At 68.5% G+C, this 11,649-nt stretch carries 11 protein-coding genes and 1 pseudogene; 8 read left to right on the top strand and 4 right to left on the bottom strand.

Annotated features, from left to right (window positions below):
• Positions 1-526, top strand: a 526-nt coding sequence (locus tag AB4Y84_RS03940) for a GNAT family N-acetyltransferase (RefSeq protein ID WP_442249793.1), incomplete at its 5' end; no start/stop codon positions are given.
• Here AB4Y84_RS03940 and AB4Y84_RS03935 read toward each other — a convergent pair.
• A complete protein-coding gene (locus AB4Y84_RS03935) occupies positions 523-1,671 on the bottom strand; it encodes a family 4 glycosyl hydrolase (RefSeq protein ID WP_442249794.1) in 1,149 nt (382 codons plus the stop codon). The genes AB4Y84_RS03940 and AB4Y84_RS03935 overlap by 4 nt on opposite strands.
• Between AB4Y84_RS03935 and AB4Y84_RS03930 the strand changes: the two are divergent.
• Both AB4Y84_RS03930 and fghA read left to right on the top strand, forming a co-directional pair.
• Positions 1,558-1,827: pseudogene (locus tag AB4Y84_RS03930) on the top strand (YqcC family protein); the annotation flags it as partial. The gene AB4Y84_RS03935 and the pseudogene AB4Y84_RS03930 sit on opposite strands and share 114 nt — an antisense overlap.
• Before the next feature lie 63 nt (positions 1,828-1,890).
• Positions 1,891-2,721, top strand: coding sequence for an S-formylglutathione hydrolase (gene fghA / locus AB4Y84_RS03925; RefSeq protein WP_442244387.1), 831 nt, complete (start codon positions 1,891-1,893; stop codon positions 2,719-2,721).
• Between the two features lie 72 nt (positions 2,722-2,793).
• Here fghA and AB4Y84_RS03920 read toward each other — a convergent pair whose 3' ends face one another.
• Positions 2,794-3,657 (bottom strand): PA4780 family RIO1-like protein kinase, encoded by an 864-nt coding sequence (locus AB4Y84_RS03920; RefSeq protein WP_442244386.1) that lies wholly within the window; start codon positions 3,655-3,657, stop codon positions 2,794-2,796.
• Positions 3,658-3,890: 233 nt separating this feature from the next.
• On the opposite strand from AB4Y84_RS03920, the gene AB4Y84_RS03915 reads away from it, so the two are divergent.
• Positions 3,891-5,336 carry a GGDEF domain-containing protein gene (locus AB4Y84_RS03915; RefSeq protein ID WP_353099179.1) on the top strand — a complete coding sequence of 482 codons (1,446 nt, stop codon included), beginning with the start codon at positions 3,891-3,893 and terminating at the stop codon, positions 5,334-5,336.
• A 42-nt stretch (positions 5,337-5,378) separates the two neighbouring features.
• Here AB4Y84_RS03915 and AB4Y84_RS03910 read toward each other — a convergent pair whose 3' ends face one another.
• Positions 5,379-5,849, bottom strand: coding sequence for a hypothetical protein (locus AB4Y84_RS03910; protein WP_353099178.1), 471 nt, complete (start codon positions 5,847-5,849; stop codon positions 5,379-5,381).
• Positions 5,850-5,860: 11 nt separating this feature from the next.
• On the bottom strand, positions 5,861-6,301 hold the full coding sequence (locus AB4Y84_RS03905) for a universal stress protein (RefSeq protein WP_442244385.1): 441 nt from the start codon (positions 6,299-6,301) through the stop codon (positions 5,861-5,863).
• A gap of 141 nt (positions 6,302-6,442) precedes the next feature.
• Here AB4Y84_RS03905 and AB4Y84_RS03900 point away from each other — a divergent pair, with 141 nt between their 5' ends.
• The 4 genes from AB4Y84_RS03900 to AB4Y84_RS03885 all read left to right on the top strand — a co-directional run bounded on the left by AB4Y84_RS03900 (position 6,443) and on the right by AB4Y84_RS03885 (position 11,555).
• Positions 6,443-7,360, top strand: coding sequence for a LysR family transcriptional regulator (locus tag AB4Y84_RS03900; protein WP_442244384.1), 918 nt, complete (start codon positions 6,443-6,445; stop codon positions 7,358-7,360).
• Between the two features lie 154 nt (positions 7,361-7,514).
• A complete protein-coding gene (locus AB4Y84_RS03895; RefSeq protein WP_442244383.1) occupies positions 7,515-9,044 on the top strand; it encodes an MFS transporter in 1,530 nt (509 codons plus the stop codon).
• Between the two features lie 22 nt (positions 9,045-9,066).
• The gene (locus tag AB4Y84_RS03890) at positions 9,067-10,149 is read left to right on the top strand and encodes an HlyD family secretion protein (RefSeq protein WP_442244382.1); all 1,083 of its coding nucleotides are present in this window, start codon (positions 9,067-9,069) and stop codon (positions 10,147-10,149) included.
• Positions 10,146-11,555, top strand: a complete 1,410-nt coding sequence (locus tag AB4Y84_RS03885; protein WP_442244381.1) for an efflux transporter outer membrane subunit — start codon at positions 10,146-10,148, stop codon at positions 11,553-11,555. The genes AB4Y84_RS03890 and AB4Y84_RS03885 overlap by 4 nt, the downstream gene beginning before the upstream one ends.
• The last annotated feature ends 94 nt before the right edge of the window (positions 11,556-11,649 follow it).

Raw genomic sequence — 11,649 nt, 5'->3', positions numbered from 1 at the left:
CCCCGAACCCCCGCAGGCCGTGGCAGCGTGGGAAATCCGCGAGGCCACCGGCCGCGACTGGCCTGCCATTTGGGAGATCCTGGAGCCGGTCATCAGGACGGGAGAGACCTTCACCTGGGACCGGGACACCACCGAGGACCAGGCCCGCGCCAAATGGTTCCAGCCGGCCCCGGGCCGCACCTTCGTCGCGGTGGGCACCGGCGAGTTCGACGGCGTCGTGCTGGGCACCGGCGAGCTGCACGCCAACCAGGGCGGCGCCGGCAGCCACGTCGCCAACGCCGGCTACATGGTCCGCGCCGGGCACAGCGGCCGGGGCCTGGCCCGCGCATTGTGCGCCTATTCGCTGGACGGGGCCCGCGCCGCCGGTTTCCGCGCCATGCAGTTCAACGCCGTGGTGGAAAGCAACGTCCGGGCCGTCGCCGCGTGGCAGGCCATGGGGTTCGAGATCCTCGCGACCATCCCGGAAGCCTTCGAGCACCCGAGCCTGGGCTACGTGGGCCTGCACGTGATGTACCGCAAGCTCTAGGTGTCCGCAGCCCAGAGCGCCGCCAGGTTGGGAAACGCCGCCTCGTAACCGGCCAGCAGCCGGGCCGCGAGGGCGTCCGACCCGACCAGGGGGTGCCGGGCGAAGGCGGCCAGGGCGGCCTCCCGGTGGGTCCCGGTACTCCTTGGGCCGGCGCTCGCGGCGCCGGCGCTGGTTGGGTCGGCGCCGGGTGCCCCGGCGGCCCGGACTACGAGCCGTTCCACTCCCTTGACCCGGCGCATCAGCGCCAGCTGCCCTTCAGCCGGCCGGTCCTGTGGTAGCGGGGCCACGCCGTCGGCGTTTACCCGGCAGGGGACCTCGACGACGGCGTCCAGCGGCAGGCCCGGGATCGCGGGGGCCGCAGCCCCGCCGCGGCCGAACGGGCCGCGCACGCCGTTGGGAGTATTCAGGACCAGCTCAGCCTCCCCGCCGCCGGCCAGTGCGCGCATCACCGCCAGGGCGACGCGCTCATAGCCGCCGCCGGCCAGATCCTCCTCGTCCCGGCGCTCCCCGCTGGCCCGGGCTTCGGCAAGATAGCCCTCCTCGCGGGACCGGCGGCCGGCATCCCACAGCCGGTAGGCATCCGGGCCGGCCGCCGCTAGCCTCGGATAAAGCTCGGACTGCTGCCGGTGGATCGTCTCGCCGCGGGTCTGCGGAGCGGCGCGCATGGCGGCCAGGGCACGGGCAGTCTCGTAGTAGTAGTACAGATATTCGTTCGGCAGACAGCCGAGGCCGGCCAGGAACGGCTGGGGAAACAAGCGGCCCTCCTCGAAGCCGGCCAGCGCTCCGGCGTCGGCGAGCAGGCCGGGCAGGACGTCCCTGCCGCCGACCTCCAGCCGGTACAGCCAGCCGAGATGGTTGAGCCCGTAGTAGCCGACGCCGTCGAGTCGGCCTTCCGGGAGCACGACGCCGGCGGCCCGGGCGGCGCGCTGCACCAGCCCCCCGGCGGAATCGCAAATACCCACCACCTTGGGGCCGAGCACCGGGACCAGCGCCTCGGTCACCATGCCGGCCGGATTCGTGAAGTTGACCAGGGCTGGGTAGTGGGCGAAGTGGGGCCACCGCGTGCGGTGACCTCGGCCTTCGGCAGCGACGATGGCATGCCATTCGAGCAGTGGCTGGGGCTGGTATTCCTGCCGCGTCTGCATGAGGCCCGGGCTGACGGCCAATGGCCGCCGCGCAGCGATGTGGCCGTGGCGGCCTATCGCAATCTTGATGGCCAGCCTGGCGTCGAACCGTTGCTGCGCCTGCTGGCGCAGCTGGATGAACTGATAAACAAAGGCATCCACGCCGTGCGTGGATAAGCCGACCAAGGTCGGCATCTACCAGAAGCACGCGTGCGCTGACGCACCGCGCAGGAGAACATCATGGAACGCATCGAACACCGCGCCTGTGCCGGCGGCTGGCAGGACGTCTATCGCCATCACTCCACCACGCTGGGCTGCGACATGCAGTTCGCCGTGTACCTGCCGCCGCAGGCCGCCAGCCAGAAGCTGCCGGTACTGTATTGGCTGAGCGGACTGACCTGCACCGAGCAGAATTTCATTACCAAGGCCGGTGCGCAGCGCTATGCGGCGGAGCACGGCGTGATCATCGTCGCCCCGGATACCAGTCCGCGCGGCGATGACGTGGCCGATGCCGAGGGCTATGACCTGGGCAAGGGCGCGGGCTTCTATCTCAACGCTACCCGTGCGCCGTGGGCGAAGCACTACCGCATGCATGACTACGTGGTGCAGGAACTGCCGGCGCTGATCGAGGCAAATTTCCCGGTGAACGACGCACGCGCGATCAGCGGCCATTCGATGGGGGGGCACGGTGCACTGGTGATCGCGCTGCGCAACCCGGGACGCTACCGCAGCGTGTCGGCGTTCTCGCCGATCGTTGCGCCCAGCCAGGTGCCGTGGGGACAGAAGGCGTTCACGGCCTACCTCGGTGACAACCCGGCCGGCTGGGCGCAGTGGGACGCCACCGCGCTGATCGCCAACGCCAGCGAGCGACTGCCGCTGCTGGTCGACCAGGGTGAGGGGGATGAGTTCCTGCAGACCCAGCTGCAGCCTCAGCGCCTGCAGCAGGCCTGCCAAGCGGCCGGCCATCCGCTGAGCCTGCGCCTGCAGCCGGGCTACGACCACAGCTACTACTTCATCGCCAGCTTCATCGGCGAGCACATCGCCCACCACGCGCGCGCACTGAAGGCCTGACCCTGTAGCCGAGCCCACGCTCGGCTGCTCTGGCTTGTCCGTAGCGTCGAGCCGCCACGCATGGCGTGGCGCTTACACGTCGTCTTCTTCTTCCGCCGCTTCACGGCCCTGCTGGCGGATCAAGGCTTGTTCGCGCGCATCGTTGATGGCGTGGCGCACGCTGTCCAGGTCGACGGTGGATTCATCGTGCACGAAGGTGCCGGTGAGCTCACTGTCCGGCAGCAGGCTGCCCGCCTCGAACAGCGCCCACATTTCCTCGCCATACCAGCTGTCCAGCAGTTCGGGCGCGAAACGGCCCAGGTAGGCGGTGAGGTTGTTGACATCCCGCAGCAGCATGCTGCGCGCGGCGTTGTTGCCGCCCGCACTGACCACCTGAGGGAAATCGATCACCACCGGGCCATCGGGACCGACCAGCACGTTGTACGGCGAGAGATCGCCATGGATCAGGCCGCAGCACAGCATGCGCACCACCTGGCGGACAAGGGTCTGGTGGAACTGGCGGGCCTGCTCGGGCTCCAGCTCCACCTCGCCCAGGCGGGCGGCGGAGAAACCGTCGGCATCGGTGACCAGCTCCATCACCAGCACACCGTGGAAGTAGCCGTATGGCTCGGGCACGCGCACGCCGGCATCACGCAGCAGGTACAGCGAGTCCACCTCGGTGTTCTTCCAGGCCGTTTCCTGCTGCTTGCGGCCGTACTTGCTGGCCTTGCCCACCGCACGCGCCTCACGGCTGCCGCGCACCTTGCGGCCTTCCTGGTACTGCACGCGCTGCTGGAAGCTGCGCTGGGCCATGTCCTTGTAGACCTTCGCGCAGCGCACCTCGTTGCCGCTGCGTACCACGTACACGGCCGCTTCCTTGCCGCTCTTGAGCGGCCGTAGCACTTCATCGATCACGCCGTCGTCGATCAGGGCGCGCAGTCCTTCGGGGGTTTTCACGGGATATCTGGGGTGGCCGGCGCGGAGGCGCTCGCCAGGATGGGGAGGGATTTTCGCATTTTACAGGTCGCGGCTGTCGGGCGGCTTCCCGGCTGGCCCGCGAGCGTCGCCGGGCAACCATTTCGCGAGACGGCTGCCACTGTCGCGTATCCGTCTTTTCCAACGCGGATCACGCCGCTGTGGCGTGGCGGCGCGCTATCGTGCCGCCATACGGCCTTGCGCATGGGGGATGCATGCTGGTTGTGCTGGCGCTGATGTTCGTGATCTGCCATGGCGTGGTCGTGGCGTTCTGGCCGGGTACGGCGGGTGGGGGATCGTTCGTGTTCCTGACCGCGGCGCCTCTGCTGGCCGCCGCGGCCTGCCTGTGGCGTGGCCAGCGTGACCGCGCTGCACTGGGCTGGCGGGCCACGGCAATGGCGCTGCTGCTCTGGGCCGGTGGCATGGCCTTCAACATGGCCGACGCACTGGGGGCCGGACGGTCCGACATCACCCCGCGCGCCAGCCTGCTGTTGTATGTGCTGTACGGCGTGCCGCTGGTGTTCATCCTGGCCCGCGCCCGTCGCGAACGCCGGATGATCAGCCTGATCGACGGCGTGATGGCTGCGCTGCTGGGTGTCCTGTTCTTCGTGCATACCCAGTCATTTGCCGACCGCATCGACATCGATGACCAGGCGATGGCCCACATGCAGCGCATGTTCGACATCCAGAACCTGTGCATCGCCGGCTTCGCGGTGGTGCGCTGGGTCGCCGGCGATGCGCCAGAACGGCGCAGCTTCTACCGCGCGCTGGCGCTGTACGCACTGAGCTATCTGCTGCTGGCGTTCTACATCAATCACTACACCTCCGAACAGTCGTTCGGCGCCTACAACGATCTGTTGATCGACCTGCCGTTCCTGCTGCTGGCGGTACTGGCACTGCGCCAGGCACCTGCTCCGGGCTTCGTGCTGCATCCGCGCCTGCTGCGATTGGTGCAGGCGGGCGGCCCGATCATCCTGCCCTTGCTGCTGCTGGTAGTCGGCACCCTGGTGGTCGACCACGCGCGGCCGTTGGCGGTGACCGGCTTCGTGGTGGCGACGCTGGGCTTCGGCCTGCGCAGCACCCTGCTGCAGATCGACCTGCTGGAACGGCAGGCGGGTCTTGATCAGCTGGCGCGGCAGGATGGCCTGACCGGCGTAGCCAATCGCCGTGAGTTCGATACGCTGCTGCTGGCCGAATGGAACCGCGCGCGCCGCAGCGGCACCGAACTGGGCCTGTTGCTGGTGGACATCGACCATTTCAAGGCATTCAACGACGAGCACGGTCATCCCGCTGGCGACCGCTGCCTGCAGGCGGTGGCTGCGGTGCTGCAGTCCACTGCCGGGCGCGCGGCCGACAGTGTGGCGCGCTATGGCGGTGAGGAGTTCGCAGTGATCGTGCCCGGCAGCCCGCTGTCGGGTGTGCTGGCGCTGGCCGAACGCCTGCGCGAGGCGGTGGAAGCGCTGCCGCTGCCGGAGGGTCCGGTCAGCATCAGCGTGGGTGTGGGCTACCTGCACCCACCGGCGCTGGCCAGCGCCGAACAGTTGCTGGCCGATGCCGATGCCGGCCTGTACGCGGCCAAGCGTGCAGGCCGCAACCGGGTGATCCTGCACGCGCACGTGCTGGACGACCACGGGGGCGCGCACGACACGCTGGACTGTTGAGCACGCCTGGGCCACGGCCGCGGCAGGAAGGTGCGCGGCCGATCAGCGCTGGCGCAGCCATCCGGCCGGATCCAGCAGGCGCAGGCCTACGGGTGACAGCGACCGTTGCCGCAACGTCAACGGCGTGGCGCGCACCGCCGTCGCACAACATGCCAGTTGGCGACGCAGCGGCGCCAGCACCTCGTCCTCGCGTGGGCGTGCGTGCCGCCATTGCGCAATGCGCAGCAGACAGACCAGCAGGTCCAGTTCGCTGGCGGAAATGAACGGCGACCCGGCCGGCAGCAGCTCGATCGGCGCATGCGGCGTGGCCAGCAATGGCAGCAGTTCACGGAAGGCGTCGCGTCCTTCGGCATCCAGGCCCAGGGCGGCCAGTTGCAGCAGGCCCTCGGCCTGCAGCGCAGGGTCGCCCAGTTGCCGCAGCGCAGCCAGCAGGGCCTGTTCGCCGCGACTGAACTGACGGCCGAAAGCGCGATAACTCACGCGGGTGGGAAATACAGGGGAACGCGAGGCCATGCCGGGAATACCTACGGATCGCGCGTTTCCACCAGCACCGGGCAGGGCGCGTGGTCGATGGTCCATTGCCCGACCGAGGGCTCGAACAGACGCTGCAGACGTGACAGATGGCGATGGCCGATGACGATCAGATCGCACTGCAGGCGACGCGCCTGCGCGCTGATCACTTCGCCTGGGTCGCCGGAGGGCAGCTGTGCGATGGCGTCCACGCCGCGTTCGCGCAGCTCGGCCAGGGCGTCGGCCAGCACGGCTTCGGCATGCGCCTGCTGCCGGGCGGCGGCGGGATATTCGCGGCGGTCGGCATCGCTGGCATCTGCTGCCAGTGCGAATTCGGGGTCGAGCACGCACAGCAGGTGCAGGCGGCTGCGGGGGCCAGCCATGGCGGTGGCCAGGTCCAGCACGCGGTCGTGCTGGGGGCCGCCATCAAGCGCGACCAGCAGGGTGTTGAACATGAAAAGCTCCTTTGCAGGGCGGTGATGGTCGCTCATGTCGTCGCGCGCACCCATGCCGTGCGCCGCAGTCAATGCGTGCGCAGGACGCAACTCTGGTCGGTTTGGATTGCAGTAGAGTCATCGCATTTACGGGAGACTGCCATGCCCCTGCCTGACCTCAACCTGTTGCTGGCACTGGATGTGCTGATCGACGAATGCAGCGTGGCCGCCGCCGCGCGGCGGATGAACCTCAGTGCGCCGGCGATGAGCCGTACCCTGGGCCGGGTACGGGTAGCCCTGGGTGATCCGGTGCTGGTGCGCGCCGGCCGTGGGCTCGCCCCCACGCCACGCGCGCTGGAACTGCGTGAGCAGGTGCGCGATGTGATCGAGCAGGCACACGGCGTGTTCAATGCGGGCCGCGAGGTCGACATGGCCACGCTGGAACGAACGTTCAGCGTGCGCGCCAACGATGTGTTCATCGGCAGCTATGGCGGCCGCCTGCGTGATGTCTTCCGCCAGCAGGCACCGCGCTGCATGCTGCGCTTCGTGCCCGAAGGCGATACCGATGACGATGCGATGGTGCAGGGGCGGATCGACCTGTACATCAGCACGGCCGGCAAGCACAGCCCGGAAACCAAGGTGCAGCACCTGTTCACCACCTCGCTGCTGGGCGCGGCACGCGAGGATCATCCGTTGTTCGACGGCGACATCAGTGTCGAGCGCTTCGCCGCGTGCGACCACATCGCCGTGTCCCGGCGCGGGCTTGCGCATGGCCCGATCGACGAAGAGCTGGCAGCGCTTGGCCTGCAACGGCGGGTGGCGGTGGTCATCCCTACCTTCCACGGCGCGATCTTTGCTGCCGCCGATTCGGACCTGGTGCTGCCGCAGATGCCAAGCGTGATGCTCGACCGCATCACCCGCATGGGCCTGCCGCTGCGGATGTTCCCGCTGCCGGTGCCGGTGCGGACCGTAGCGCTGGTGCAGGCTTGGCACCCACGCATGGACAACGACCCGGCCCACCAGTGGCTGCGGCGGGCGATCAAGGGCATGTGCGATTCGGTCGAGGCGGCCCGCCACTGATCGCCGGCGGGCGTGCGTTGTACGCACGCCTGCGATGCCGGGCACGCCATTTTTCGCAGGCAACGGCCTTTCTAGACTGCGCTCCCGATAGTTTCACTGAGCGCAATCCAATGACTCCTCATATGCCGTGCACTGCACGGATCGGCAGCTGGCAGTGAGCACGCCCGCCGCCGTACTGCCGGCGCCGACAGCGCCCCGGCCCGTCGCTGCACCCGGGCTCGACCGGCGCATCCTGGTAGGGCTGTGCGGTGTACTGCTGGCGGTGCTGGTGTCGGGCTTCAACGAGAACGTCACCAAGGTCGCGCTGGCCGACATCCGCGGTGCGATGGGTTTCAGCGTCGATGACGGCAGCTGGATCGTGGCGCTGTACAGCGCGATGTCGGTCAGCGCGATGGCGTTCGCACCATGGTGCGCCGCCACCTTCTCGCTGCGCCGTTTTGCGTTGGCGATGATCGGCGGGTTCATGGTGCTGGGCGTGCTGTGCCCGCTGGCCCCCAACCTGCAGACGTTCCTGGTGCTGCGCGCGTTGCAGGGCCTGTGTGGTGGCGCGTTRCCGCCGCTGCTGATGAGCGTGGCGCTGCGCTTCCTGCCGCCGGGCATCAAGCTGTACGGCCTGGCCGCCTACGCACTGACCGCCACCTTCGGGCCGAGCATGGGCACTCCGCTGGCCGCATTCTGGGTGGAGCAGGTGGGCTGGCACTGGGCGTTCTGGCAGATCGTGCCCTATTGCCTGGTGGCGATGGCGATGGTCGGCTGGGGCCTGCCACAGGATCCCCTGCGGCTGGAGCGCTTCGCACAGTTCGACGGCGTCGGCCTGATGCTCGGCCTGCCGGCGCTGGTGCTGCTGGTACTGGGTTTGGTGCAGGGCCCGCGCTTGAACTGGTTCGACTCGTCGTTGATCACGCTGATGCTGGGTGGTGGTGCGGGTCTGCTGGTGTTGTTCTTCATCAACGAGTGGTTCCATCCACTGCCGTTCTTCAAGCTGCAGCTGCTGGCCAACCGCAACCTCAGCTATTCGCTGATCACCCTCGGTGGCGTGCTGTTCGTGCTGCTGGCGGTGATCTCCATTCCGTCCGGTTTCCTAGCCAGCGTGCAGGGCTATCGGCCGCAGCAGACTGCGCCGATGCTGCTGTGGGTGGCATTGCCGCAGGTCATCGCGCTGCCGTTGGTCGCCGCATTGCTGAACATCCGCGCGATCGATTGCCGTTGGGTGCAGGCCACCGGCCTGGCGATGCTGGCGCTGGCCTGCTGGCTGGGCGCACATCTGGACGTCAGCTGGATACGCGACAACTTCCTGTGGGTCCAGCTGCTGCAGGTGTTTGCGCAGCCGATGGCGGTGCTGCCGCTGCTGATGCTGGCCACCGGCGGCTTGGCGCCACAGGACGGCCCCTTCGCCTCGGCGTGGTTCAACACGGTGAAGGGCTTTGCCGCGGTACTGGCCAGCGGCGTGCTTGAAGCGGTCGCCCAGGGACGCCGCCATTTCCACTCCACCGTGCTGGTCGAGCGACTTGGCGAACAGCCGTGGCTGGCCGAAGGGCCGCAGCTTGGCGCGCGCCTGCATGCGCAGGTGCAGGCGTTGACCTCGGCCGATCTCTACCTGCTGGTCGCGTTGGTCGCGCTGGCCTTCATTCCGCTCATTGCCTGGATGCCCACCCGCATCCATCCGCCACGTGCCGTGGCCTGATCCCCTTCGCAGGAATCCCCTCATGACAATCAATCGAACGTATCTCAACGCCGGCCTCGGCCTGGGCGTGCTGCTTCTGGCCGGTGGTGCTTGGTTGCTGCTGAGCGATGGCCGCCACCAGACCACCAACAACGCCTATGTGGTCGCCGACTACACCGTGGTCGCACCGAAGATCGCTGGCTTCGTCAGCGCGGTGGAAGTGCAGGACAACCAAGCGGTGAAGGCAGGTGACGTGCTGGCCCGCATCGATGACCGTGACTACCAGGTCGCGTTGCTGGCTGCCCGCGCCGACCTGGCCAATGCGCGTGCGCAGCTCAGCAACGCTCAAGCAGCGCTGGCACAGCAGGGCTCGCTGATCGAACAGGCCAGGGCGAGTGTGGATGTCAGCCGTTCCGAGCTGACCCTGGCCAGCGCCGACCAGCAGCGTTACCGGGAGCTGGCCCGCGACGGTGCCGGTACCGTGCAGAACGCACAGCAGGCGCAGTCGAAGCAGGCCGTGGCCAGTGCGCACCTGCAACAGGGGCAGGCCGCATTGTCGACCGCGCGCCAACGCACCGACATCCTCACTGCCGGCGTGCAGGCCGCGCAGGCAGCGGTGCAGCGTGCTGAAGCCGCGCAGGCACGCGCCGAGCTGGATCTGTCGCACACCGAGCTGCGCGCACCGATCGACGGCATGGTTGGGCGCCGCGCAGTGCGCGTCGGTGCCTACCTGACCCCGGGCACGCCGGTGGCCGCGGTCGTGCCACTGCAGCGCGCCTTCGTGGTCGCCAACTTCCAGGAAACGCAGATGACCCGCATGCAGCCCGGGCAACAGGTTGAGCTGACGGTGGACGTGTTCCCCGGCACGCCGCTGCGTGGCCATATCGACAGCATCGCACCAGCCACCGGCGTGACGTTCGCCGCGATTGCACCGGAGAACGCTACCGGTAACTTCACCAAGGTAGTGCAGCGCATTCCGGTGAAGATCGTGCTGGAGCCCGGGCAGGCGTTGCTGGGCCAGCTGCGTGCCGGCATGTCGGTGGAAGCCAGCGTGGATCTGCAGAGTTCGCAGCGGGTACAGAGCGCGCAGCGCGAGCAGCACCGCAAGGGCGGGGAGGGCGCATGATCCGCGTACTCCCACGTGTACTGGCTGCAGCGGCACTGTGCACGGCGCTGACCGCCTGCACGCTGGGCCCGGACTTCGTGCGCCCGCAGGCCGAACTGCCCACGCAGTGGCAGGGCGAAGCGGTGGCGTCAGCTGCGCTGGATGACGACGCCCGCTGGTGGTCCGGTTTCGATGACCCGCTGCTGGGGCAATTGGCGACGCAGGTGCTGCAGGCCAATCTCGACCTGCAGCTGGCCGCCAACCGCGTGCAGCAGAGCCGCGCCGCGCGTGGCGTCACCGCTGCCGATCGCCTGCCCAGCGTCAGTGCCACCGCCAGCGGCGTGCGCGCGCGCAACAGCGAGGTAGGCCTGAACGATCCGTCCGGTAATGGTGGTCGTGATGACTATGGGCTGTTCCAGACCGGCATCGGCATGAGCTGGGAACTGGATCTGTGGGGCCGCGTACGCCGCCAGGTGGAAGCCGCCGACGCACGCGTGCAGATGGCCGAGGAAGATGCACACGCGGTGCGTATCGCGCTGCTGGCGGAGACCGCGCGCGATTACCTGCAGTTGCGCGCAACACGCCAGCTGCTGGCCATTACCGAGGACAACCTCAGCATCGCCCACGACATCAAGCGGCTGACCGAAGCGCGCCAACGCCAGGGCGTGGCCAGCACGTTGCAGGTGTCCAGTGCGGCGGCACAGGTGGCATCGTTGCAGGCGCGCATCGCGCCGTTGCGGCATCGCGAATCACAATTGCGCAATGCGTTGGCGTTCCTGCTGGCGCAGCCGCCACAGGCGTTGGACGCGCAGTTGCAGAGCGCGCGCCGCGACTGGCCTGCGTTGCCGACCGTCGCCGTGGGCGTGCCCAGTGAACTGGCCGAGCGTCGCCCCGATGTCCGCCGTGCCGAGGCTGCGTTGCATGCAGCCACGGCTGGTATCGGCGTGGCCAAGGCCAGCTTCCTGCCGCGCATCACCTTGAATGGCGATGCCGGTTTCCAAGCCAAGCAGTTGGATGACCTGGATGGCTGGAACGCCCACCGCTTCAGCATCGGGCCGTCTATCAGCCTGCCGATCTTCCAGGGCGGACGCCTGAAGGCCAACCTGGCGTTGAGCAGGCTGCAGCAGCAACAGTCGGCGCTGCAGTTCCGCCGTACCGTGCTGCAGGCTTGGCATGAAGTGGACGACGCCATCGACGGCTATGCCGCCGAACAGCAGCGTGCCGCGCAGCTGCACGTGGCGGTGGATGAGAGCGAGACGGCGCTGGGTGCGGCACGTCGGCGGTACCAGGCCGGCGTGGTCGACATGCTGGATGTGTTGAGCACCCAGCGCATCGCGCTGGACAACCAGGCCGCGCTGGCCAACAGCCAGGCGACGGCCGCGATTGCACGCGTAGAGCTGTATCGCGCGCTGGGCGGTGGTTGGTAGGGCRCAAGGGGGGGGCGGCGGCTGGCCGTCAGCTGGTAAGGAAGATAGGGGTAGTGCCGGCCGCTGGCCGGCAACCCATGCATCCCGCAGCTGC

Origin of the sequence: Stenotrophomonas sp. 2YAF22, from assembly GCF_052114665.1 — a bacterium.
Taxonomy (GTDB): domain Bacteria; phylum Pseudomonadota; class Gammaproteobacteria; order Xanthomonadales; family Xanthomonadaceae; genus Stenotrophomonas; species Stenotrophomonas indicatrix.
The sequence above is the reverse complement of the archived record's forward strand: the minus strand, read 5'-3'. Positions and strand labels throughout refer to the sequence as shown.

Bases quoted from the DNA above. Each gene is read 5' to 3' on its own strand.
- AB4Y84_RS03935 (WP_442249794.1), bottom strand. From the start codon at position 1,671: ATGCAGACGCGGCAGGAATACCAGCCCCAGCCACTGCTCGAATGGCAT.
- fghA (WP_442244387.1), top strand. From the start codon at position 1,891: ATGGAACGCATCGAACACCGCGCCTGTGCCGGCGGCTGGCAGGACGTC.
- AB4Y84_RS03915 (WP_353099179.1), top strand. From the start codon at position 3,891: ATGCTGGTTGTGCTGGCGCTGATGTTCGTGATCTGCCATGGCGTGGTC.
- AB4Y84_RS03910 (WP_353099178.1), bottom strand. From the start codon at position 5,849: ATGGCCTCGCGTTCCCCTGTATTTCCCACCCGCGTGAGTTATCGCGCT.
- AB4Y84_RS03905 (WP_442244385.1), bottom strand. From the start codon at position 6,301: ATGTTCAACACCCTGCTGGTCGCGCTTGATGGCGGCCCCCAGCACGAC.
- AB4Y84_RS03900 (WP_442244384.1), top strand. From the start codon at position 6,443: ATGCCCCTGCCTGACCTCAACCTGTTGCTGGCACTGGATGTGCTGATC.
- AB4Y84_RS03890 (WP_442244382.1), top strand. From the start codon at position 9,067: ATGACAATCAATCGAACGTATCTCAACGCCGGCCTCGGCCTGGGCGTG.
- AB4Y84_RS03885 (WP_442244381.1), top strand. From the start codon at position 10,146: ATGATCCGCGTACTCCCACGTGTACTGGCTGCAGCGGCACTGTGCACG.